The 22,435-nt window shown below is 62.2% G+C and carries 19 protein-coding genes; 16 read left to right on the top strand and 3 right to left on the bottom strand.

The window, feature by feature from the left end; translation table 11 throughout:
- Positions 1–9: 9 nt before the first annotated feature.
- The 7 genes from F0P97_RS10010 (at position 10) to F0P97_RS10040 (ending at position 8,925) form a co-directional block, all read left to right on the top strand.
- Positions 10–843, top strand: a complete 834-nt coding sequence (locus F0P97_RS10010; protein WP_182286584.1) for an enoyl-CoA hydratase/isomerase family protein — start codon at positions 10–12, stop codon at positions 841–843.
- Positions 840–2,813: an acetyl/propionyl/methylcrotonyl-CoA carboxylase subunit alpha gene (locus F0P97_RS10015; protein WP_182286585.1), complete on the top strand. Its 1,974-nt coding sequence runs from the start codon at positions 840–842 to the stop codon at positions 2,811–2,813. The genes F0P97_RS10010 and F0P97_RS10015 overlap by 4 nt, the downstream gene beginning before the upstream one ends.
- Positions 2,810–3,952, top strand: coding sequence for an acyl-CoA dehydrogenase family protein (locus F0P97_RS10020; protein WP_182286586.1), 1,143 nt, complete (start codon positions 2,810–2,812; stop codon positions 3,950–3,952). Before F0P97_RS10015 ends, F0P97_RS10020 begins: the two co-directional genes overlap by 4 nt.
- Before the next feature lie 102 nt (positions 3,953–4,054).
- On the top strand, positions 4,055–4,921 hold the full coding sequence (locus F0P97_RS10025; protein ID WP_182286587.1) for a 3-keto-5-aminohexanoate cleavage protein: 867 nt from the start codon (positions 4,055–4,057) through the stop codon (positions 4,919–4,921).
- Positions 4,922–4,939: 18 nt separating this feature from the next.
- Complete coding sequence (locus tag F0P97_RS10030; RefSeq protein WP_182286588.1) at positions 4,940–6,481, top strand: class I adenylate-forming enzyme family protein; 1,542 nt, start codon at positions 4,940–4,942, stop codon at positions 6,479–6,481.
- Positions 6,478–7,281 carry an SDR family oxidoreductase gene (locus tag F0P97_RS10035; RefSeq protein ID WP_182286589.1) on the top strand — a complete coding sequence of 268 codons (804 nt, stop codon included), beginning with the start codon at positions 6,478–6,480 and terminating at the stop codon, positions 7,279–7,281. Before F0P97_RS10030 ends, F0P97_RS10035 begins: the two co-directional genes overlap by 4 nt.
- Positions 7,282–7,344: 63 nt before the next feature.
- A complete protein-coding gene (locus F0P97_RS10040; RefSeq protein WP_182286590.1) occupies positions 7,345–8,925 on the top strand; it encodes a class I adenylate-forming enzyme family protein in 1,581 nt (526 codons plus the stop codon).
- Positions 8,926–8,979: 54 nt separating this feature from the next.
- On the opposite strand, the gene F0P97_RS10045 is transcribed toward F0P97_RS10040, so the two are convergent.
- Entirely contained in the window at positions 8,980–9,780 is an 801-nt protein-coding gene (locus tag F0P97_RS10045) for an SDR family oxidoreductase (protein ID WP_182286591.1), read from the bottom strand.
- A gap of 351 nt (positions 9,781–10,131) precedes the next feature.
- On the opposite strand from F0P97_RS10045, the gene F0P97_RS10050 reads away from it, so the two are divergent.
- The 3 genes from F0P97_RS10050 to F0P97_RS10060 are packed head-to-tail and all read left to right on the top strand — an operon-like array spanning position 10,132 to position 13,319.
- A complete protein-coding gene (locus tag F0P97_RS10050) occupies positions 10,132–10,848 on the top strand; it encodes an SDR family NAD(P)-dependent oxidoreductase (protein ID WP_232538185.1) in 717 nt (238 codons plus the stop codon).
- Between the two features lie 9 nt (positions 10,849–10,857).
- Positions 10,858–12,321, top strand: a complete 1,464-nt coding sequence (locus F0P97_RS10055; RefSeq protein ID WP_182286593.1) for a flavin-containing monooxygenase — start codon at positions 10,858–10,860, stop codon at positions 12,319–12,321.
- Between the two features lie 56 nt (positions 12,322–12,377).
- A complete protein-coding gene (locus F0P97_RS10060) occupies positions 12,378–13,319 on the top strand; it encodes an alpha/beta hydrolase (RefSeq protein ID WP_182286594.1) in 942 nt (313 codons plus the stop codon).
- 258 nt (positions 13,320–13,577) lie between these two features.
- Here the strand turns inward: F0P97_RS10060 and F0P97_RS10065 are convergent, their stop codons facing one another.
- Both F0P97_RS10065 and F0P97_RS10070 read right to left on the bottom strand, forming a co-directional pair.
- Positions 13,578–15,584: a peptidase U32 family protein gene (locus tag F0P97_RS10065; protein WP_182286595.1), complete on the bottom strand. Its 2,007-nt coding sequence runs from the start codon at positions 15,582–15,584 to the stop codon at positions 13,578–13,580.
- Positions 15,585–15,643: 59 nt separating this feature from the next.
- Positions 15,644–16,378 carry an NUDIX hydrolase gene (locus tag F0P97_RS10070; protein ID WP_182286596.1) on the bottom strand — a complete coding sequence of 245 codons (735 nt, stop codon included), beginning with the start codon at positions 16,376–16,378 and terminating at the stop codon, positions 15,644–15,646.
- A 168-nt stretch (positions 16,379–16,546) separates the two neighbouring features.
- On the opposite strand from F0P97_RS10070, the gene F0P97_RS10075 reads away from it, so the two are divergent.
- From F0P97_RS10075 to tadA, 6 genes are all read left to right on the top strand, one after another.
- Complete coding sequence (locus F0P97_RS10075) at positions 16,547–17,098, top strand: RNA 2'-phosphotransferase (protein WP_182286597.1); 552 nt, start codon at positions 16,547–16,549, stop codon at positions 17,096–17,098.
- The gene (locus tag F0P97_RS10080; protein WP_182286598.1) at positions 17,095–17,718 is read left to right on the top strand and encodes an HAD family hydrolase; all 624 of its coding nucleotides are present in this window, start codon (positions 17,095–17,097) and stop codon (positions 17,716–17,718) included. The genes F0P97_RS10075 and F0P97_RS10080 overlap by 4 nt, the downstream gene beginning before the upstream one ends.
- Positions 17,715–18,302 (top strand): NADAR family protein, encoded by a 588-nt coding sequence (locus F0P97_RS10085; protein ID WP_182286599.1) that lies wholly within the window; start codon positions 17,715–17,717, stop codon positions 18,300–18,302. The genes F0P97_RS10080 and F0P97_RS10085 overlap by 4 nt, the downstream gene beginning before the upstream one ends.
- On the top strand, positions 18,280–19,191 hold the full coding sequence (locus tag F0P97_RS10090; RefSeq protein ID WP_182286600.1) for an ADP-ribosylglycohydrolase family protein: 912 nt from the start codon (positions 18,280–18,282) through the stop codon (positions 19,189–19,191). The genes F0P97_RS10085 and F0P97_RS10090 overlap by 23 nt, the downstream gene beginning before the upstream one ends.
- A gap of 497 nt (positions 19,192–19,688) precedes the next feature.
- Positions 19,689–20,876 carry a branched-chain amino acid ABC transporter substrate-binding protein gene (locus F0P97_RS10095; RefSeq protein ID WP_182286601.1) on the top strand — a complete coding sequence of 396 codons (1,188 nt, stop codon included), beginning with the start codon at positions 19,689–19,691 and terminating at the stop codon, positions 20,874–20,876.
- A 62-nt stretch (positions 20,877–20,938) separates the two neighbouring features.
- Entirely contained in the window at positions 20,939–22,312 is a 1,374-nt protein-coding gene (gene tadA / locus F0P97_RS10100) for a tRNA adenosine(34) deaminase TadA (RefSeq protein WP_182286602.1), read from the top strand.
- Positions 22,313–22,435: the final 123 nt, after the last annotated feature.

Consider the following 22,435-nt stretch of genomic DNA (forward strand, 5'->3'; position numbering starts at 1 on the left):
GAGCAGCGCATGACTCAGGTGCTTGAAATCGAACGCCTGCCCTTGGGCAACGGCTTTGTGGAATGGTGGCGGCTGAACTCGCCGCAAACCCGCAATGCGCTGACCGATGAACTGGTGCAGGCCTTGCGCGATCACGCCACAAGAGCGCAGAAGGATGCGCAGTTGCGCGTGGTCGTGCTGTGCGGCAACGGCGGGCATTTCTGTGCGGGCGGCAGCCTGGGAGGTTTTGCCAGCAGCATAGGCTCGCCGCTGCCTGCGGGGGCGCAGGACCCGCTGGTTCAGGTCAACCGCGAGTTTGGTCAGCTGCTGCAGCAACTGGCCGAGCTGCCCCAGCTGCTGATCGCCGCCGTGCAGGGCGCAGCCATGGGCGGCGGTGTGGGGCTTGTCTGTGTGGCCGACTGGGTGGTGGCGGATCAGCAGGCCGTCTTTGCCACGCCCGAGGTGACGCTGGGCATTGTGCCCGCGCAGATTGCACCTTTTGTGCTGCGCAGGCTGGGCGATGGCTTGGCGCGCCAATGGCTGCTGGGCGGTCAGCGCTGGTCCGCAAACCAGGCACAGCAGGCAGGCCTGGTTCAGACCGTGATCCAGGCCGCAGACGCTGCCCACTGGCAGAGTCAGCTGCAGCAGCAGCTCGAGATCTGCGCGCAGGCTGCACCGCAGGCGGTGGCTGCCACCAAAAAGCTGCTGGCAGCCATTGGCGGGCAAAGTCTGGATGCATCGCTGAACCAGGGCGCGCAGGCCTTTGCCAGAGCGCTGCGCAGCGCTGAAGCAGGGGCCGGGCTCAAGGCCTTTTCCAGCAAGCAGCCCGCTCCCTGGACCTGCAATCCAGGAGGCACATCATGAAGCGCATTCTGATTGCCAATCGTGGCGAGATTGCGCTGCGCATCATGGCCACCGCCAGGCGCATGGGCATAGAGACCGTGGCGGTGTACTCGGATGCGGATGCGGGAAGCCTCCATGTGCAACAGTCCACGCAGGCCTATGCACTGGGCGGGCTGACATCGGCCCAGAGCTATCTGGACGTGAACAAGCTGCTGGCAGCCGCCAAGGCGACAGGGGCCGATGCCGTTCATCCCGGTTACGGCTTTCTCAGTGAGGATGCGGGCTTTGCCCAGGCCGTGCAGCAAGCGGGCCTGATCTGGATTGGCCCACCGCCAGCCGCGATCCGTCAGCTCGGCAGCAAGGCCGCCGCCAAGCAACTGGCCAAGGCCCATGGCGTGCCCTGTCTGCCAGGCTACGAAGGTGACGACCAGAGCGATGCGCGCTTTGCCGACGAGGCAGCCATGATTGGCTATCCTGTCATGGTCAAGGCCGTGGCCGGTGGTGGCGGGCGCGGCATGCGGCTGGTGGAAAGTGCCCAGCAGCTGCATGCCGCTCTGAGCAGCGCACGTTCTGAAGCCCAGGCCGGCTTCGGCAATGGTGACTTGCTGGTGGAGCGTGCCGTCATGCACCCGCGTCATGTGGAAGTGCAGGTGTTTGCCGACGGGCACGGCCATGTGATTCATCTGGGGGAGCGCGATTGCTCGGTTCAGCGCCGCCACCAGAAGATCATCGAGGAAGCCCCCAGTCCGGCCGTCAACGCCGAGCAGCGCGAGCACATGGGCAGCTGCGCCGTGGCCCTGGCCAAGGCCGCGGGCTATGTGGGGGCAGGTACGGTGGAGTTCCTGGTCGAAGGCCGGCAGTTCTATCTGATGGAGATGAATACCAGACTGCAGGTCGAGCATCCTGTGACCGAGGCCTTGACGGGCCTGGATCTGGTCGAGTGGCAGATTCGCGTGGCGCGCGGCGAGGCCTTGCCGTTGACGCAGCAGCAGGTTCAGTTTGAGGGCCATGCCATCGAGGTGCGATTGTGTGCCGAAGACGAGAACTTTCAGCCCCAAACCGGCGTGGTGCGACATTTCTCGGCACTCGAGGCCGCCGTCTTCAGCCGCGCGCCGCTGCGCTTTGACCATGCATTGCATTCCGGCAGCGAGGTCACGCCCCACTACGACGCCATGCTGGGCAAGCTGATCGTCCATGCACCAACGCGAGAGCAAGCTATCGACAGGCTGATTCATGCGCTGGGCCGGCTCACGGTGCTGGGTTTGCCGACCAATCGCGCCTTTCTGATTGAATGCCTGAGCGACGAGGTGTTCAGGCGGGGCCAGGCGCTGATCTCCTATCTGGCGGGCGATGCGCCGCGCTTGCAGCAACTGCTGCGAGAAAAGGAAGCTCTGGCTCACCAGCAGTGGGGAGCGCTGTGCGCCGTGGGCCAAGGGCCGGGGCCGCTGGCCTGCAGCTATGTCCAGTTGCGCAAGCTGCAGCACCGGGGCCGGACGCGGGAACTGGCACTGTGGCCCGAGACCGCACAAAGCTGGCTGCTGCGGTGGCACGGCGCAGAGCCTGCGCTGCTGCAGGTCGACAGGTTGCTGGCCTATGGCTGGCGAGCGAGATCGGCGGGCCTGACCCAAATCGTGCAGGCCGTGCAACTGCCCGTCGGGCAATGCGGGATGCGCTGGCATCTGCAGGCTGGTGGTGTGGACTGGTGGGTCGAAGATACAAGCTATGCCCCGCCCGAGCATGCAGCCGGAGCCGGCCAGACCGCAGAGCTGCGCGCCCCGTTCAACGGCCGTGTGGTGCAGTTGGGCGTGGAGACCGGGCAGGCGCTGAAGGCCGGCGATGTGGTCGTGGTCGTCGAGTCCATGAAGCTGGAGCACAGCCTGAGCGTGAAGGCCGACTGCCGGGTGGAGGCCGTGCTGGTCAATGCCGGCCAGCAGGTGGCGCCGGGCCAGGTGCTGCTGAAACTGGTGCCCATGTCTGGAGGTGCTGCATGACGGATGCCACTGAACGCGAAATGCTCTATGACATGGTGCGCCGCTTCGCGCGTGAGCATATCGCTCCTCATGTAACCGCCTGGGACGAGGCTGGCGAGTTCCCGCGCCAGCTCTATCGCCAGGCTGCCGAGCTGGGGCTGCTGGGCATTGGCTACCCCCAGGAGCTCGGTGGCACTGCGGCCACGCACAGCCTGCGCGCCGCCCTGTGGCTGGCGCTGTGCCGCTACGGCGGCAGCGGTGGCGTGCTGGCCAGCCTGTTGTCGCACAACATCGGCCTGCCGCCCGTGGTGGCTCTGGGCAGCGATGTGCTCAAGCAGCAGGTGGTTCCCGATGTGCTGGCAGGCCGCAAGATCGCGGCGCTGGCGATTACCGAACCTGGCGGCGGATCGGACGTGGCGGCGCTGCGCACCAGGGCCAGGCGCGATGGCGACGAGTATGTGATCGAGGGCGAGAAGACCTTCATCACCTCGGGCATGCGTGCGGACTGGATCACGGTGGCGGTGCGCACGGGCGAGCAAAGAGGTGCATTCGGCATCTCCCTGATCCTGGTGCCGGGCGAGAGTGCGGGATTGCGCCGCAGCCCGCTGCACAAGATGGGCTGGCAATGCTCGGATACGGCCCATCTGTTCTTTGATGGCGTGCGCGTGCCTGCCAGTCATCTGCTCGGGGCCGAGGGCGAGGGCTTTCGCGCCATCATGCAGAACTTCAACGGCGAGCGCCTGGGCATTGCCTGCGCTGCGCTGGGCTTTGCCCAGGCCTGCTATGACGAGGCGCTGGCCTGGGCGCAGCAGCGCCAGACCTTTGGCGTGACGCTCAATCAGCATCAGGTCATACGCCACAAGCTGGTGGACATGCAGCAGCGCATGCGCAGCACCGAGGCCTGGATCAACGCGGTCTGTGCACGTGCCGATGGCGGCGATAGCGGGGCGGACTGGGTGGGCGAGGTCTGCGTGCTCAAGAACCACGCCACCCAGACCATGCAGTTCTGCGCCGATACGGCGGTGCAGATTCTGGGCGGCATGGGCTTTATGCGCGGCACGCTGAGCGAGCGCATCTACCGCGAAGTCAAGGTGCTGACGATTGGCGGCGGCACCGAGGAAATCATGAAAGAGCTGGCCGCGCGCCAGTGGCGTATCTAGCGCGGCTGTTGCAGCGGCAGCTGTCGTTGTCGGGGAGTTTGAGCGAAATCAGCCTGAAACGCTTATGTGTAAAGCGTTATCAGCTTCTATTTAAGGAGCGATATGTCCGATAAAGCCATTATTACCTGTTCCATTACCGGGGTGCTGACCGACCCGAATCAGCATCATGTGCCTGTGACGCCAGAGCAACTGGCGCAGGAAGCACGCCGAGCCTATGACGCGGGCGCATCGGTGGTGCATGTCCACTTCAGGCGCCAGGAGGAGGGCAAGGGTCATCTGCCCAGCTGGGATCCGGCAGTGGCCAGGGCCTGCGTGGATGCCATGCGTGCAGCCTGCCCCGAACTCATCATCAATCAGACCACCGGTGTGGTCGGCCCCGATTACCAGGGACCACTGGATTGCCTGCGTGCCACGCGACCCGAGATGGCGGCCTGCAATGCGGGCTCGCTCAACTATCTCAAAACCCGCAGCAACGGAAGCTGGGCCTGGCCGCCCATGCTGTTCGACAATCAGCCCGCCAAGGTGCAGGACTTTCTCGATGTGATGGCCGAGACCCAGACGCTGCCCGAGTTCGAGTGCTTTGACGTGGGCATCGTGCGCTGTGTGGGCATGTATGTGGAAACCGGCATGTACCGAGGCCTGCCCGAATACAACTTCGTGATGGGGGTGGAGTCCGGCATGCCCGCAGACCCCGATCTGCTGCCCATACTGCTCAGGCTCAAGATCAAGGATGCGCCCTGGCAGACCACGCTGATCGGGCGCAGCGAGATCTGGCCCACCCATCTGCGCACGGCCGAGCTCGGCGGACATCTGCGCAGCGGACTGGAAGACACTTTCTATCTGCCGGACGGCAGCAAGGTCACATCCAACGCTCCGCTGATCGAGCAACTGGCGCGCTATGCGCGTGATGTGGGGCGTGAAGTCGCCACTCCCAGGGAGGCCAGGCAGATGCTGCACCTGGCGGCCTGAATCAGGGAGAAGTTGCAGATGAACACTTGTACTCCTCCTCGGACCGTGGCGCAGGCACTGGCGCAGACCGTGGCCGCCCATCCTCACAGGAATGCCTATATCGACCAGGGGCGCAGCTATAGCTGGCAGCAGGTGGATGTCATGGCCAGCGCCTGGGCTGCCCATCTGTCCTCGCTGGGCCTGCGACCCGGTGAGCGCATCGGCATCATCCTGCCCAACGGTCTGCCCTGGGTGCTGAGCTATCTGGCTGCGGCGAAGACGGGGCTGGTCGTGGTGGGCCTCAGCGTCAGATACCGCGATGCCGAGCTGGACTTCATGCTGCAGGACAGCCAGGTCAAGGCCGTGCTTGCGCCGCGCGAGTTTGCCGGTTTCGACTACCAGAACTATCTGGCACAGGCCCGTCGGCGTCTTGCGGCGCTGGAGCACCTGTTGTGGGTGGATGAAGGATTCGAGCAAGCGCTGCAGTCCGGCGCGAAAGCCTTGCATGAAGGCACAGGTCCCGAACCGGATGACCTGCTGATGATCATCTACACCTCCGGCACCACGGGCAGGCCCAAGGCAGCGGGGCTGACACATCGCTCCCAGTTGGGCTCGGCGCTGGCGCAGCATGCGCATGTGAAGGCTGTGGCGGACGATGTGGTGCAACTGGCCATGCCGCTCAACCATGTGGGCGGCATTACCTGCGGCGTGCTGACCATGCTGCTGGCGGGCGGCACCTGCGAGCTGGTGCCCATGTTCAGCCCCGAGGCCGTCTGGAAAATGGCGCACCGGCATCCGCCGACCTGGCTGGTGGGCGTGCCTACCATGCTGACACTGCTGCTCATGCATCCGCTTCTGGCAGAGGTGGATATGAGCCGGCTGCGCCTGGTCGTGGTGGGCGGATCAAATGTGGATCCGGTGTTGCTGCAGCGGTTGCAGCGGCAGTTTCCGGGCGTGGACATCATGAATCTCTACGGTCTGTCCGAGACTTCGGGGGCCATCGTGATGACGCCCTGGCAGGCGGATCAGCAGGCCCTGCTGCACAGCATAGGCAAGCCTTTGCAAGGGGCGCAACTGCGCGTGACGGGGGCTGATGGAGAGGAACTGCGGAGTGGCGAGGTCGGAGAGCTGTGGTTTCGCGGTGCGGGGGTGATTCCGGCCTATGTGGGGCAGCAGCAGGACGCAGAGGCGTTTGCCGGCGGCTGGCTGCATTCGGGTGATCTGGGGCTTGTCGATGAGCAGGGCCTGGTCCACCTCAAGGGGCGGCAAAAAGACATGTTCATACAGGGCGGTTTCAACGTCTATCCCAGCGAGGTGGAGAGCGTGATTGCCAGTCATGCGGGCGTGCTGATGGTCGCGGGCATCGGCGTGCCGGACCCCGTGCTGGGCGAGGTGGGGCGCTATTACATCGTGATCAGACCCGGTGCCGGCGTGACCGAGGAGGCGCTGCTCGCGCATTGCCGCCAGCAGCTCGCTGACTACAAGCTGCCGCGCCAGCTGGTGTTTCGTACCGAGTTGCCGTTGACCCCGGCAGGAAAGATCCAGAAAGCCTTGTTGCGAGCAGAGGAGTGCCGTCCATGAATGTGCAATTCGATTTTTCGGGCAGCCATGTGATGGTGTTTGGCGGCACCACAGGCATCAACCTGGGCATTGCCCAGCACTACGCGATGGCAGGAGCCAGGGTCTCGGTCGCCAGCCGCAAGCAGGCCAATGTGGATGCGGCCCTGGCGACGCTGGGGGCGCAGGCCTTTGGCGTGGTGGCCGATGTGCGCGATGAGCAGGCGGTGGGCGCGGCGCTGGCGCAGGCAGTGGCCTGCCATGGGCCGGTCGACGTGCTGGTGTCTGGTGCAGCCGGCAACTTCCTGGCACCTGCGGAGCAGATGTCGTCCAACGCCTTCAAGGTGGTGGTTGACATCGATCTGCTGGGCAGCTTTCATGTCGCGCGTCAGGCTCTGGTGCACCTGCGGCAGCCGGGCGCCAGCCTGATCTTCATCACCGCGCCGCAGTCCACCGTGCCCATGATGTACCAGGCCCATGTCTGCGCTGCCAAGGCTGGAGTGGACCATCTGGCGCGGGTGCTGGCGCTGGAGTGGGGGGGCAGGGGCATTCGTGTGAACGCCATTTCTCCCGGCCCCATCGAGGGCACGGAAGGCATGCGCCGGCTGGCCCCACAGGGGGCAGAAGGAGACGCTCTGGTACGCAGCATGGTGCCGCTGGGGCGCATGGGTACGACTGCGGATATCGCCCGGCTGGCGATGTTTCTGGGCAGTGATGCGGCCAGCTATATCTCCGGCACGGTCATTGCCTGTGACGGCGGGGCGCAGGGCCAGCTCTCGCCCATGGTTGCCGCCGCGGCGATGGCAATGCCGCAGCAGGCGTAGAAACACAACAAGAAAAAGCGTGGGTTATGGGTTCCGGGTTGCACACTATCAAGGAGACAAGCCATGATCGAGATGAGTCTGACGAAGGAGGCACGGCGCATCCGGCGCATTGCGCTGGGCGACCTGCTCTACCGCAGTGCGCGCAAGTTTGGCGGCCGCACGGCGCTGGTCGATGGTGCTGAGCGTATCAGCTATGACGAGCTGGATGCGCGAAGTTCGCGCTTCGCGCACTATTTGCTGTCGACGCTGGGTACGGGCAAGCAGATCGGCATGCTGTGCGCCAATTCCATAGACATGGTGGTGGCCTGCAATGCCATTCACAAGGCGGGGCAGGTGTGGGTGCCCGTCAATATCAAGCTGGAGGTATCGAGCATCGACTACATCCTGCGGCATGCTGAGGTGTCGGCAGTGGTGCTAGATCAGGAGTTGCTGGCCCTGCCCGGACTGGCCGAAATTCTGCAGCAATTGCAAGTGCCGCTCATCATCACGCGCCTGCAAATGCAGCAAGGACTGCCGGGCATATCGCTGACACAGGCCGAGGCAGGCCAGTCCGATGCTTTGCCCGAGGTTGATATTGACGACAACCAGGCGGCCTTGCTCATGTATACCAGCGGTACCACGGGCAATCCCAAGGGTGTAGTGCATTCCCATCTGTCGGTATACGCGGCGGTCAAGGGCAATATCGACGAGATGAAATATGGCGAGGCCGATGTGCTCAGCGGCTGGTTGCCCCTGTTTCATTGCGCCCAGCATGCGCTGGTGCAGACTGCGCTGGCGTCAGGCGCTTGCACCGTGCTCACGCGACAGTTTGTGCCGGCGGAGGTGGGGCAGCTGGTGATGAAGGAAGGTGTGACGATCTTTGTCGGGCTGCCCCTGATGTATGCAGCGGTGCTGGCCGATCCGGGTTTTGCGCCTACCACCATCCGGCAATGCATCTATGCCATGGCGCCTATTCCCAAACCCTTGATCGCCCAGATTGCGCAGCGCATGTGCCGCAATATCTCGCTAGCCACGGGGCAGACGGAGATATACCCGGCTACCATGACTTTTTACCCTTTGCTCAATGCCGAATGCGATGCCAATTTCTGGGGGCGCTCTCTGAGCACTTGCGAGACCGCCGTCATGGATGACGATGGCAATCTGCTGGGAACCTGCCAGGTCGGCGAGATCGTGCATCGCGGCCCCAATGCCATGCTGGGCTATTTCAAGGATCCCAAGGCGACGGCCGAGGCACAGAAGTTTGGCTGGCACCATACCGGCGACCTGGGCATGTGGGATGAGCAGGGTCGCATGGAGTTCATAGATCGCAAGAAGGACATGATCAAGACCGGTGGCGAGAACGTCGCCAGCGTGAAGGTTGAGGCCGTCGTGCTGGCTCACCCGGACGTAGCTGCCGCTGCCGTGTTTGGTCTGCCGCACCCTCACTGGAGCGAGGCGGTCTGTGCCTTTGTCATGCGCAAGCCGGGGGCTCAGGTGGATTCGGAGTCGATACTGGCCCATTGCCGCAATCATCTCAGCGGCTTTGAAGTGCCAAAGCTGGTCCATTTTGTGGAGGCCTTCCCGTCCACGGCGACGGGCAAGGTGCAGAAAAACGTGATGCGACGCCAGTTCGAGCAGGTGGCCAGAGAGCTCTGGGGCACCTGATATCCGGACTTGCTCCGCAAATGCTGCCAGGGCCTGCAAAAGCAGGCCCTGGTTTCACTCTGCGGTTTCCTGCGTCCAGGACAGTACCGGGTCGGCGCGTGTCTCGATGAGCTTGTTGCGGGCCTTGAGCAGCGGGTCCAGCATCTCCGGCTGAGGCACGATCCAGTATTCACCACGGTCAATGGCTGCAAAGACGCGGCTGGCGAACTCCTCGGTGTCCATACCGTTTTCGTCGAGCATATGGGTCATCATGCCGTGAAACTGCGCCGACGCCGCGTCAGGTGCTTCCCGGAAGATGGCGGTCCTGACGGGGCCTGGTGCCAGCAGCGAGACCTTGATTTGCGGCTCAATGGCCGCGAGTTCGCCAGCCAGACCTTCGGTCAGCGCCACCACTGCGAACTTGGTGGCGGAGTAGGGAGCCATCATGGCGCTGGGCAGAAAGCCGCCTACCGATGCTGTGTTGATGATGCGGGCAGGCCGGTTGGCTCTGAGCAGACGCGGCACAAAAGCGCGCAGACCATTGACGATGCCGTTGACATTGACTTGCCAGGCCTGCTGCCACTTGGCATCGCTGATCTCCCAGCTATTGCCGGTGCTGAGAACGCCTGCGTTGTTGAACAGCAGATCGACCTGACCGAAAGCTGCATAGGCCTTGTCGGCCAGCGCATCCAGCGACGCCTGACTGGTGACATCGGTGGCCACGGCCAGGGCCTGATCTCCAAGTTCCTGGGCGATTTTCTCCAGACCCGGCTGGTCACGGTCTGCAAGCACGACCCTCATTCCAAGACTGACTGCCTTTCTGGCAAGGCCTGCACCAATTCCACTGGCGGCGCCGGTGATGACTGCAACTTTCATGATTTCCTCATTGGCTGAATTCGAATGAATTAAAGCATTCCCGGCATATCTGTATTTCCCGCGAATTCCCGCTTGACAGTTATTGAAGGTGTTTACAGTCTTTATTGACTGATTAAATTAAAAGATGAAATGACCTGCTTGACATATAAAAAACCTGGGCACAGTACGTCCGAATGAATTAATGGTTTTCACTAGGGACTGTAAACACAAACTTATTTTGTAAAGAGGAAAACTCAGAGTGATTTGAACTTGAAAAAAACAAAGAATCGCAATCCTCATCGCCAATTGGTGGCGGTCAGCCAGTATTGAGGTTTGAAAATGAATCCATTCATCAGTGGTTTGGAAGGAAAAGTGGTTCTGGTTACAGGTGGTGCCTCGGGCATAGGCCTGGCCAGCGCCCAGGCCCTGGCAGCCAGCGGAGCCAAGGTGGTGTGCGCCGATCTGCAGCAAAGCCAGGATTTGCCGCAGGGCTGCGAATTTCGCAAGCTTGACGTGAGCAGCGAGAAGCTGACCAATGAGTTGGTTGCTTACATGCTGGACCGCTATGGGCAGGTTGATGGGCTGGTGACTTCTGCTGGCATTTCCCGCGTGGGTGATCTGGAGAGCATGCTCTTGCAGGAGTGGGAGCAGGTACTGCAGGTCAATTTGACGGGGACCATGCTCAGTGCTCGTGCCGTGGCCAGCCACATGAAACAGCGCGGTCAGGGCTCCATCGTCACCATCGCCAGCATCAACGGCATGCTGGGCAACCCGACCAATCTGGCCTATTGCACCTCCAAGGGGGCGGTGATCCAGATGGTGCGCAGTCTGGCAGCGGATCTCGGTCCTTATGGGGTGCGGGTCAACAGCATCAGCCCCGGCTATATCCATACGCCCATGACCACCATGCTTGATGAACTGCCTGTAGGCCTGGCTTTCGAGGCCATGCATTTGCTCAAGCGGGCGGGCAGGCCGCAAGAGGTGGGTAATGCCGTGGCATTTTTGCTTTCCGATGTTTCTTCATTTATTACCGGGGTCAATCTTCCGGTAGATGGCGGATTCTCTGCAGCAAAAGTAATTAATATTTAAGGAATTCCAATGAAATATGACGTCATAGTGATTGGCTGCGGAATGTCCGGCATTCTGGCTGGTATTCATCTGAAGAACAGCGGGAAGAAATTCATTATTCTGGAAAAGGCCGGGACATTAGGGGGAACCTGGCGGGATAATACTTATCCAGGCCTGACTTGCGATGTGCCATCGCACGCCTATACCTATTCTTTCGAGCCAAACCCCGAATGGTCTCGGGTACTTCCACCCGGAGCCGAGATTCAGCAGTATTTCGAAGGCGTGTTCCAGAAATACGGTATTGCCGATTTTTCGCAGTTCGGCACCGAGATCACGCGTGCCGAATGGACTTGCGATGCCTGGACGCTGCAGGATCAGCATGGCAAGCAATACCAGGGCAAGGTGGTGGTTGCCGCCACAGGTGTGCTGCACCATCCCAACTATCCGCAGATCAAGGGCCTGGAGGAGTTCGAGGGGGACACGATTCACAGTGCGCGCTGGGATCATTCGGTACCGCTGGACGGCAAGAGGATCGCCGTCATCGGCACGGGATCAACGGGCGTGCAAATTGTCTCGGCACTGGCGTCGCGTGCCAGGGTGCGGCATTTTCAGCGCACGGCCCAATGGATTTTCCCGGTCGAGAATCCAGCTTTCAGCGAAGAGCAGCGTGCCGAATTCCGCAGCAACCGCGATCTGCTGGTTTACCTGCAGCGCGAACCTACTTATGTGGCCAATGTTGAACGCTTTACCGAGGGTGTGCTGGATCCGAATTCGGAACAGATTCAGGAAATTCAGAGAATCTGCCAGGACAATCTGGATGGTTCTGTCGCAGACGCAGCCCTGCGTGAAAAACTGCAGCCTCATTACCGGGCTGGTTGCAAGCGCCTGATTTACTCACCCGACTATTACAAGGCGATCCAGCATCCCGATTCCGAGCTGATCACCGAAGCTATTGCCAGGGTCGAGAAACAGGGAGTGCGTACCAGCGATGGCGTGCTGCATGAGGTGGACGTCATCGTCCTGGCCACGGGATTCAAGACCGACCGCTATGTGCGCCCCATGGATGTGACGGGCCTGAACGGAGCCACGCTGGAGCAGGCCTGGAGCGATGTGCCCACGGCATACAAGTCCATCTCGGTACCGGGCTTTCCCAACTTTTACTTCATGAACGGGCCGACCTCTCCCGTGGGTAACTTCTCGTTGATCGATACCTCGGAAATGCAGTGGGGCTATATCTCGCAGCTGATAGAGCGTGGCCAGCAAGCCGGTGTGGCAGGGCTTTCGGCCAGGCCCGAAGCCCTGGCTCACTACGACCAGGAGCGCTTGCAGGCCGCCAAAGGCTCGGTCTTCGGCTCGGGTTGCAATAGCTGGTATCTGGACAGAAACGGTGTGCCCAACACCTGGCCCTGGTCGCAGTCGCGATTCAGGCAGGAGATGAGTGCGCCGGTGTGGCAGGACTATATCCACCACCAGACCGAGGCGGTCGAGGCCTGACGAGCCCCTTGCGCCCGGCCCTGGCGGGCGCGCTCCATTCAATTCAAGGAGACCCCATGCAGATACACCCCGAAATGGCTGCCGTGCTGGAGCAGTTCAAGGATGCTCCGCCCATGGATTTTGCGGCCACTCCGGTGCCCGAACTCCGCAAGCTCATGGACCACATGGCCTTCCCGCCTGCCGACCTGCCCATGCATGAGGTGCGTGAGATCGACATCCCCGGTGGCGACGGCCAGCCGCTCAAGCTGCGCCTGTACCGTCCCGGCACCGCGCAGGCAGCGCCGGTCATGGTCTATTTTCACGGCGGTGGCTGGTGCATAGGCACGCTGGAAACGCATGACAACCTGTGCCGCCACCTGGCGCGCCTGACCGGCATGAATCTTGTGTCGGTCGATTACCGTCTGGCTCCCGAGCATGTCTTTCCCGCCGCGCTGGACGACGCCTATGCCGCCACGCGCTGGGTAGCGCAGCATGCGGCCGAGCTGCATTGCGATGCGCGACAGCTGATGGTGGCGGGTGACAGCGCGGGGGGCAATCTGGCCGTCGCCACCTGCCTGCGCGCAAAAGAAGACGGCTGGAAAGGCATAGCCCAGCAACTGCTGTTCTATCCGGTCTGCGATGCGCATATGGATGCGCCATCGCACGCGCTTTATGGACAGATGCCGTTTCTCACAACCGAAGCCATGGCCGCGATGTGGCGTCACTATCACCCTGTCATGCCTGCACATCCACTGGCATCCATCATGCAGTACCCCGATCTCGCCGGTTTGCCAGCAGCGGTGCTGGTGACTGCAGAGCTTGACATACTGCGCGACGAAGGAGAGGCCTTTGGCCTGCGCCTGCAGCAGGCCGGCGTACCCGTTTCCAGCCTTCGTGCGCAAGGCATGTTGCATGGGTTTGCCAACTTCAGCACCCTGGTGCCGGCAGTGGCAAAGTTGCTGCAAGAGGCTTGTGCAAAGCTGTCTTTCGGCAAGATATCGGCGGTTGGACAAGCCTGATACATGCAACTGTTCATGTATACAGTCATGTGTAATGGACGCCTCAGTTTTATCCCCGCATCATGTGGACGCTCTTGTGGAAAACTATGCTTTCAAGCCTTGAAACCCGCGCCAGATGGTGCTTTGCACGGATTGCCTAAAAAATAGACGATTTGATCAAGGGGATTGAGTCAAGGGTTTTTACCAGTGGTTCTGAGGCTGTAAAAAAGCCCGCCAACCGTTGCCGGTCGCGGGCTTTTTCTGTGGGCTCAAACGTGCTCAGGAAAGTTGCTGAGGCGTCGGGCGTGTGCGGTAGAACTGCATGGGAGACTCTTTCATTTCCTTGGCATGCTGGTTGAGCACTGACTTCTTCATCTTGCCCACCACATGCATCTCGCAAGGCTTGCAGTCAAAGCGCAGTGTGAGCTTTTCCTTGCCGTTGATCAGCTGCAGCGGCTCTGCCTTGATGGTGCCCTTGACGCCGATCACGCCCTTGGCCTGCTTGGGGCACAGGCTCATCGAGAAGCGCACGCAGTGCTTGGTGATCATCAGCGAGACTTCGCCTTCTTCTTCCTTGCTCTCGTAGGCGGCGTCGATGATCTTCACACCATGCTTCACATAGAAGTCATGGGCCTTCTGGTTGTAGACATTGGCCAGATAGGTCAGCGTGTTTTCAGGAAAAGGCACGGGCGGCTCCACGGGCTTGGCGCGGGGCAGACGCACAAAGCCGTCGGCGCGGGCCTGCTCCAATGCGGCAACGGCATCGCGACGCAGCTGGTTGAGCACCGAGGCGGGTACAAACCAGGGCTGGCTCAGGCTCAGTGAAATATCGTTCACTTCGAAAACCGTCGCGCCAAATCGTCCCAGTTGCTCGCGCAGCGTGGCTTCTGCCTTGGCTGGGTCGGTGGCGCTCTGGTGCTCATGCGCGATGGCGGCAGCCCCGACAAAGCCGTCCTCATCGGTCAGCGTCAGCGCGAAGCCGGCAGCAGCTTCCTTGAACTCGGCCCACAGACCGATGCGGCGTTCGCTGGACTTCTTCTCCAGTGTGCGCACCCAGTCCATATCGCGGTTGCGGTTGATTTCCAGGCCCTTGCGCAGATCCTTGAATTCGGCAATCTCGTTTTTGGGGAAGACACGCCAGATGCCTTTTTTGGCACTCACGCACTCGGCACGGTTGATGTGCACACCCACCAGTTCCTTTTGCAGATCGTAGTAGCACAGGCCGTCGCCGTTGTGCAGCTCGGCAGCCTTGTCGCTGGTCTCGATCTCGAACCATTTGTCGCCGACCTGGGTCACCCAGCCGATGGCACGACCCGGTGTCTTGGGCGTGTCGAAGGCGCCGATGTCATCCTTGCGGCCGTTGACGAAGTAGTCGGTGAACTCGCGGTTGAAATTCTGGTCCGGATCGGGTTCGAACGAGAAAGTGGTGCGGCCTGAGGACGAGCGCGCCAGCGGCTGATCCGAGAACTCGCGCTCCTCGATGATTTCGTCGAGCAGCTTGCGGTAATGGGCCGTGATGTTCTTTACATAGCCCATGTCCTTGTAGCGGCCCTCGATCTTGAAGCTGCGCACGCCGGCATCGATCAGGGCGCGCAGGTTATCGCTCTGGTTGTTGTCCTTCATGGACAGCACATGCTTTTCGTGCGCGATGATGCGGCCGCTGGCGTCCGTAACCTCATAAGGCAGGCGGCAGGCCTGGTTGCAGTCACCACGGTTGGCGCTGCGTCCGGTATGGGCATGGCTGATGAAGCACTGGCCCGAGTACGCCACGCACAGTGCGCCATGCACAAAGTATTCGATGGTGGTGCGGCTCGGGTCTGTTGCGGCGCGCACGGCGGCAATCTGCTTCAGATCCAACTCGCGCGCCAGCACGATCTGCGACAGACCGGCGTCCTGCAGAAAGCGGCCCTTCTCGGGCGTGCGGATATCGGTCTGGGTGGACGCGTGCAGCTGGATGGGCGGCAGGTCCAGTTCCAGCAGACCCATGTCCTGGATGATCAGCGCATCGGCGCCGGCGTTGTAGATCTGCCAGGCCATATCGCGCGCGCCCTGCAGTTCATCGTCGCGCAAGATGGTGTTGAGCGTGATGAAGATGCGGCTTCCGAAGCGGTGGGCATGCTTGATGAGCCGCTCCAGATCGCGGATGTCGTTGCCTGCCGTCGCGCGTGCGCCAAAGGCCGGTCCGCCGATATAGACGGCGTCCGCGCCGTGATTGACGGCTTCGATGCCGATATCGGCGTCGCGCGCCGGGGACAGGAGTTCGAGCTGGTGGGGCAGGAGAGACATAGGGGCAGGATTATCTCAGCAAGCCCCGGTTTCGGCACAGCGGCGGGTAATCGCCCGTATCAATGGCCGCGTGGGCTGAATGTGCGCGGAAATACCACGGGCCCGCTGCGGTCCGCCAGCCGGTAGCCCATGGCGGGACGGTTCGACACGCCTTCCACATGGCCGGCTTCGACCAGAAAGTTCGCCGCCAGCATGCGGGTGCGAAAGCCGCTTTTGTCCACGCTGCGACCCAGCACGGATTCATAGACTTGCTGCAACTGGGGCAGGGTGAAGGGCTCGCTCAGCAAAAAAGCGGGCAGCGAGGTGTATTCGACCTTGCTGCGCAGTCTCTCCACAGCAGCCTGCAAGATGCTGCCATGGTCAAACGCCAGTGCGGGCCTGCGCAGTAATTCATCCACTTCGAACCATGCCACATCGGCCGCATTGGCGCCTTTGGTCAGTTGCAGCTCATGGGCGGGAATCAGCGCAAAGTACACATGGGTGGCTGACCAGCCACGCGGATCACGTGCCGCGCCGCCCCAACTGCCAAGCTGCTCCAGATAGGGGCTGTCCACACCCGTCTTCTCCCTGAGCTTGCGCGCGGCGCAGGCCTGCAGATCGGCATCGAGATCCACATTCACAAACCCTCCGGGCAGGGCCCATAGGCCGGGAAATGGATCGTCTTGATGGCCTGGGCGTTGCACCAGCAATACATTCAAGCGGCCTTGCACAATCGTGAAGATCACCACATCCACCGTGGTGTAGGGACGGGGGAAGTCCGGCGCTGGCTTGGAGTGATGCTGTGTAACGCTCATGAATCAGGCTTGACGGGATGAAGGATGGGTTGTATTGTACAACTTGCATAAGTTGTCCAATGCAACTTATGCAGAAACGTCCAGGCAGGCCCTGGCTGCCCTGCAGCGCAAGCAGCTGTCGATAGCCAGGCAGGCCGCCTGGAACAAAGAGAAAAAGAGAAAAAGAAAATGAAAAACCAAAACACCACCGCACGCAGCAAATTCCTCAGCCTGGTGCTCAGGCACAGTCCCGAGACCATCGGTCTCCAGCTCGACGAGGCCGGCTGGGCCCGGACCGATGAACTGCTGGCCTGCCTGGCACGCTCGGGCCGGCCGACCCGCCTCGAAGAGCTGCAGCGCATCGTGGCGGACAACAACAAGCAGCGCTATTCCTTCAGCGCGGATGGCAAGCGCATACGCGCCAATCAGGGCCACTCCATCAAGGTCGAGCTGGGCCTTGAGGCAAGGCGCCCTCCGGCAGTGCTCTACCACGGCACGGCCACGCGTTTTCTGGACGCGATCTTCCATGCGGGCCTGAACCGGCAGTCACGCCACCATGTCCATCTGTCGGAAAGCGTGGAAGTGGCCGCTCAGGTCGGCAGTCGTCACGGCAAGCTGGCCCTGCTGCAGGTGGACGCCGCGCGTATGCAGGGCGAGGGCCATGTGTTCTATCGCTCCGACAACGGTGTGTGGCTGACCGATGTCGTCCCGGCCAGATATCTGCTGAAGCTGCCATCATGAAAGTTGCAAAAATCATAGCTCTCGACGCAGATGGCGTGCTGCTGGACTACAACCTCGCCTATGCCTCAGCCTGGGAGCGGGTATTTGGCGAGCGTCCGGTGTTGAAGCAGCCTGACGCCTACTGGGCCATGGAACGATGGGATGTCGCCAGCCTGCAGGGCGAGGCTCTGAACCGTTTTCGGACCAGCCTTGATGCGCAGTTCTGGTCAAGCATTCCCGCGATTGCAGGTGCGCTCCAGGCTTGCGAGCAGCTGTGCGCCGCTGGTTACGAGCTGGTCTGTGTGTCGGCGATCAAGCCGCAGTTCGCCGAGGCCCGGCAGCTCAATCTGCGGCGGCTGGGCTTTCCCATCGCGCGCGTGATCGCCACCAGCGGCCGTGCCGCTCCTGGCCTCAGTCCCAAGGCCCAAGTCCTGGCGCAGTTGCAGCCCCTGGCCTTTGTCGATGATTTCCTGCCGTATTTCGAAGGCGTGGGTGCCCGGATTCACAAAGCCCTGGTGCTGCGCGAGCAGGGCGGATCGCCGAACGCCGGGCCGGGCCTGAAGCGCATTGACTCCACCCATGCCAATCTGGCGGGATTTGCCCGCTGGTGGCTGAACCCTTATCAAGAAGAACAGACATGAACCGAGATTACGACATTCGATCCGTCGCCGACCTGGTGGCCCTGCTCGATCAGGGCTACCGCCCCAAATACCTTTGCTTCTGGGGCCATCAGGCTGAAAAGAATGGCTCGGCGGGCAAAGGCTGCCTGAGCCAGTGGTTTCCTGCCCCATTCATCGTCGATGGGGACCGCTTTGCCACGGCGGAGCATTTCATGATGGCCGGCAAGGCGCGGCTGTTCGGCGATGAAGTGGCTCGCGCCCAGGTGCTGGCTGCGCCGTCTCCAGCCAGTGCCAAGCAGATCGGGCGCAGCGTGCGCAACTTCGACGAGGCACGCTGGAAGGCGGAGTGCTTCGATATCGTGGTGAGCGCCAGTGTGGCCAAGTTCTCGCAGAACCCGGCCATGGGGGAGTTTCTGCTGAGCACCGGCGAGCGTGTGCTGGTCGAGGCCAGTCCGCGCGACCGCATCTGGGGCATCGGCATGGGCGCGGCCAATCCCGACGCCGAACAGCCGCGCAAGTGGCGCGGACAGAACCTGCTGGGTTTCGCGCTGATGGCCGCGCGTGCGCAGCTGAGACCGGACAATGAACACGCTGGAACGTTTTGAAGGTGCTCTGCTGGGGCTGGCCTGTGGTGATGCCGTGGGTACGACACTGGAGTTCCGGGCGCGCGGCAGCTTTGCACCGCTGACCGATATGGTGGGGGGCGGGCCGTTTTCGCTGAGGGCCGGACAGTGGACGGATGACACGTCCATGGCTTTGTGCCTGGCCGAGAGCCTGGTCGTCAAAAGCGATTGCGATCCCCGGGATCAGATGACGCGCTATGCCAACTGGTATCAGTGGGGCTACTGGAGTTCCACCGGCCACTGCTTTGATATCGGCATGGCAACGCGCGAGGCAATACAGCACTATCTGCGTACTGGCAATGCGCTGGCGGGCAGCGAGGATGCGCGCAGCGCAGGCAATGGCTCGCTGATGCGGCTGGCGCCGGTGGCCATGGCGTATGCCCTTGATGAACAAAGAGTGCAGGAGATGGCGGCGCTGAGCTCTCGCACCACACATGCGGCTGCGGAGTGCCTGGATGCCTGCCGTCTGTTTGCCGTGGCATTGAGCCGCGCCCTGCGGGGTGAAGGCAAGAAGCAGGTGCTGGATCTTGCCGCGCTGCCGTTTGGCAGCCCGCGCATCGCCGAAGTTGCCCAAGGTAGCTGGCGCGGCAAAAGCCGCGAGCAGATCCAGAGCTCGGGCTATGTGGTGCACAGTCTGGAAGCAGCTTTGTGGTGTTTCGACCGGCACGAGAGCTTTGAAGCCGCCGTGCTGGAGGCGGCCAACCTGGGTGACGATGCCGACACCACTGCGGCCATTGCCGGCCAGATTGCGGGTGCATTCTGGGGGCGCAGCGGCATTCCAGCGCACTGGCTGGAAAGACTGCATCAGCAGGCCGATATTCGCGCGCTGGCGCAATCGATTTATGCGCTGAATCAGGTACTGGCACGATAGATTTTGCGTAGCCATGCACCCTTCGCGGGAGCTGTTCACACCTTGCAAGTAGGTCGCAGGCCCCTGGTTGTCGCAGCGCAGGTCGCGAAAGCCGCTCCGAGCCTGCATGGTCTGCGGGTACCTGTGGCCGTGGTGAACTTGCCGGCCTCCAAAAAAGGCTTGCCCTGCAGCCAGGAAAGTCCGGCGCAGCGTGCACCACCCCTGTCAACGCGGCACAATCGAGGCGCTGGGCCGACGACGGTGCAAGAGCATGGTCGGCATGCTTCAGCCGAAATCCGAAATATACCCAGCAGCCGGAGCCTGTGCTCAACGCCGGAAGAGTCGGGCCTGCTCGGGCTTGCTAGCAATTGCTCCAATGGAGTTCTGGTCCTTAGACTCCAGGGTTTGCCCCTTCGCTTGCACATTGAGCTGGTATCGCAGGCTTTGCCGCTACGCTTGAGGCTTTGGCCTGACGTAGGCTTGCGTGCCACAGCCTTCCGCTTCATCAAGGAGAAAGCATGTCCATGACTGATCGCTCGGCCCAGAGCCGCCGTGTTCGCACCTCGTCTGCCCTGAGCCTGGCGCTGGTCGCCGTGTCCCTGTCGGCTGCTTTTGCGGCGGACGCGGAAAAGCCGCTGGTGGTGCGCATCGCCCATGGCGGACCGCTCTCCGGTCCTATCGCTGCCTTGGGCAAGGATGAGGAAAGCGGCGTGCGCATGGCGATTGACGAGCTCAACGCCCGCAAGCTGCAACTGGGCGGCCGTCCCGTGTACTGGAAGCTGGAGGCCGGCGACGATGTGGGCGACCCCGGCCAGGCCACGGCGCTGGCACGCCGCTTCTGCGACAAGAAGGTGGCAGCCGTGGTGGGGCATCTTCAGTCGGGCACGACCTTGCCGGCTGCCAAGATCTACAACGACTGCGGCATTCCCAATATCACCCCTGCAGCCACCAATCCCGCGATTACCGAGGCAGGCTATGACGACACCTTCCGCGTCATCGCCAATGACCGGGCCATGGTCAATGCCCTGCTGGACTATGCCGTCAGGCACCAGGGCGTCAAACGCATCGCGATCGTGGACGATCGCACGGCCTATGGACAGGGCATCGTCAAGCTGTTTGAAGCCGCAGCTGCCGAGCGCGATGTGCAGATTGTCGACAAGCAGTACACCAGCGACAAGGCCACGCAGTTTTCGTCCATTCTCACGGCCATCAAAGGCCGTAAACCCGATGCGATCTTCTTCGGCGGGCTCGATGCGCAGGCCGGTCTCATGCTGCGTCAGATGTCGCAGCTGGCCATGAATCAGGTGAAATTCCTGGGCGGCGATGCGCAATGCTCGGAGCGCCTGCCTGCCATGGCCGACAAGGTGCCGGCACTCAAGAATGTGGTTTGCGTGATGAGCGGCAGCTCCCTGGGCAATATGCCCGGCGGGCTGCTCTGGAAGCAGAAGTATGACCAGCGCTTTCCCGGCCAGTATCAGGTCTACAGCCCCTATGCGTATGACGCGACCATGGTGCTGGCCAAGGCCATGCTGAGTGCCGATTCAGCCCAGCCCGAGGCCTATCTGCCCCGCTTGCGCCAGACGCGCTACGAGGGGGTGACGGGGACGATTGCCTTTGATTCACAGGGAGAGTTGCAAAGCCCGCGGGTCACGCTTTATGGCTATGACTCCGGCGAGCGCAAGGAACTGGTGGTCAGCGGTCATTGAGCTGTATCGGTGTGTCTTGAAGGAATATCTGCCAAGCCTTCGTCTGTCAGGCGCATATAGCTATGGATTTTGATGTTTCCGTGCACGAACACTTCATGCACCAGGCACTGGAGCAGGCGCGCTGCGCCGCCGCTTGCGGCGAGGTGCCGGTGGGGGCCGTGGTCGTCAAGGACGGGCAGGTCATAGGCCGCGGCCATAACAGCCCGCTCTCGGCCCAGGACCCCACGGCCCATGCCGAGGTGCTGGCCCTGCGCGAGGCTGCACGGGCTCTCGGCAATTACCGGCTCGAGGGCTGCACGCTGTATGTGACGCTTGAGCCCTGCACCATGTGCAGCGGCGCCATGCTGCATGCGCGTGTGGATGCCGTGGTCTACGGTGCGGCCGAACCCAGGACCGGTGCGGCGGGGTCGGTGCTCGATGTCTTCGGCTACCCCGCCATCAACCACCAGACGCAGGTGCTGCGCGGCGTGCTGGCCGCGCAATGCTCGGCGCTGATGGCCGAATTCTTCCAGCGGCGACGCCAGGAAAAAAAGGCGCAGCAGCCGTACCCGCTCAGGGACTGGGCGCTGCGCAATGCCGATGAGGCGTTTGCCGACCTGCCCGCCTGGCCCTGGCAGTCGCAGTGGCGCAGCGACCTGCCGGCGCTGCAGGGCCTGCGCCTGTCCGTAGTCGATGAAGGACCTGAGGATGCTGCGCTGACCTGGCTGTGTGTGCATGGCAGCCCGGGCTGGGGCTATGGCTTCCGGCATCTGATGCCCGATTTGCTGGCTGCCGGTCATCGCGTGGTGGTGCCCGATCTGCCGGGTTTCGGCCGCAGCGACCAGCCCAAGAAAGACAAACAGCACAGCGCGCAGTGGCATTCGCAGCTCATCGTCGAGCTGATTGAGACGCTCAACCTGCGGCGGCTGGTCCTGGTCGGGCAGGGCGATGGTGGCCGTCTGGGTCTGGCTGCAGCGCAAGCCCTGCCAGAGCGCTTTGCTGGCGCGTGGCTGATCGGTACCTGGCCGCTGAACACGCAGCCGCAGCAGCGTCAGCAATGGTTTGAACAGGCAGCGCGCAAGCCTGGCTGGGATGTGGCCAGGGCCATGGCCGAATTGGAAGGGCGCAGCAATGCCGAAGAGGCCCGCGCCTGGAATGCCCCGTTTGTGCAGCCCGGCCATCGTGCCGCACTCAAGGCCTGGCCGCGCCTGCAGACCAAGCTGGCTGAGCCGCCCGCCGATCTGCTGATGCATTGGGCGCTGACCGACAGATTGTGGCTGCAGCCAGCAGCCACTCAGCAGCTCGTTTCTGTCGCGCAATGGCAGGCCGCCTGGCTGCAATCCGTGCCGCAGTTGGCGGCGCAGGGCAAGGTCTGGCGGCAAACCCGGCATGGCGCTCCGGTTCCTGCAGCACAGCAGGGCGGCGGTGCAGCGGCTGTGGAATACTTTGCGCCGTAGCCCGATCGGTCCGTCCGGCGGAGCAAGAATCTGAACTAGGACTTACGCAAACCAGAATGCAACAAGGGCTCGCCTTCTGAGGCAGTCGCCCGGCCTGAACCAGTTTTGCGTAAGTCGTATGAA

The sequence above is a fragment of the Comamonas testosteroni genome, from assembly GCF_014076415.1.
Lineage (GTDB): Bacteria > Pseudomonadota > Gammaproteobacteria > Burkholderiales > Burkholderiaceae_C > Comamonas > Comamonas testosteroni_F.

Bases quoted from the DNA above. Each gene is read 5' to 3' on its own strand.
- F0P97_RS10010 (WP_182286584.1), top strand. From the start codon at position 10: ATGACTCAGGTGCTTGAAATCGAACGCCTGCCCTTGGGCAACGGCTTT.
- F0P97_RS10015 (WP_182286585.1), top strand. From the start codon at position 840: ATGAAGCGCATTCTGATTGCCAATCGTGGCGAGATTGCGCTGCGCATC.
- F0P97_RS10020 (WP_182286586.1), top strand. From the start codon at position 2,810: ATGACGGATGCCACTGAACGCGAAATGCTCTATGACATGGTGCGCCGC.
- F0P97_RS10025 (WP_182286587.1), top strand. From the start codon at position 4,055: ATGTCCGATAAAGCCATTATTACCTGTTCCATTACCGGGGTGCTGACC.
- F0P97_RS10030 (WP_182286588.1), top strand. From the start codon at position 4,940: ATGAACACTTGTACTCCTCCTCGGACCGTGGCGCAGGCACTGGCGCAG.
- F0P97_RS10035 (WP_182286589.1), top strand. From the start codon at position 6,478: ATGAATGTGCAATTCGATTTTTCGGGCAGCCATGTGATGGTGTTTGGC.
- F0P97_RS10040 (WP_182286590.1), top strand. From the start codon at position 7,345: ATGATCGAGATGAGTCTGACGAAGGAGGCACGGCGCATCCGGCGCATT.
- F0P97_RS10045 (WP_182286591.1), bottom strand. From the start codon at position 9,780: ATGAAAGTTGCAGTCATCACCGGCGCCGCCAGTGGAATTGGTGCAGGC.
- F0P97_RS10055 (WP_182286593.1), top strand. From the start codon at position 10,858: ATGAAATATGACGTCATAGTGATTGGCTGCGGAATGTCCGGCATTCTG.
- F0P97_RS10060 (WP_182286594.1), top strand. From the start codon at position 12,378: ATGCAGATACACCCCGAAATGGCTGCCGTGCTGGAGCAGTTCAAGGAT.
- F0P97_RS10065 (WP_182286595.1), bottom strand. From the start codon at position 15,584: ATGTCTCTCCTGCCCCACCAGCTCGAACTCCTGTCCCCGGCGCGCGAC.
- F0P97_RS10070 (WP_182286596.1), bottom strand. From the start codon at position 16,378: ATGAGCGTTACACAGCATCACTCCAAGCCAGCGCCGGACTTCCCCCGT.
- F0P97_RS10075 (WP_182286597.1), top strand. From the start codon at position 16,547: ATGAAAAACCAAAACACCACCGCACGCAGCAAATTCCTCAGCCTGGTG.
- F0P97_RS10080 (WP_182286598.1), top strand. From the start codon at position 17,095: ATGAAAGTTGCAAAAATCATAGCTCTCGACGCAGATGGCGTGCTGCTG.
- F0P97_RS10085 (WP_182286599.1), top strand. From the start codon at position 17,715: ATGAACCGAGATTACGACATTCGATCCGTCGCCGACCTGGTGGCCCTG.
- F0P97_RS10090 (WP_182286600.1), top strand. From the start codon at position 18,280: ATGAACACGCTGGAACGTTTTGAAGGTGCTCTGCTGGGGCTGGCCTGT.
- F0P97_RS10095 (WP_182286601.1), top strand. From the start codon at position 19,689: ATGTCCATGACTGATCGCTCGGCCCAGAGCCGCCGTGTTCGCACCTCG.
- tadA (WP_182286602.1), top strand. From the start codon at position 20,939: ATGGATTTTGATGTTTCCGTGCACGAACACTTCATGCACCAGGCACTG.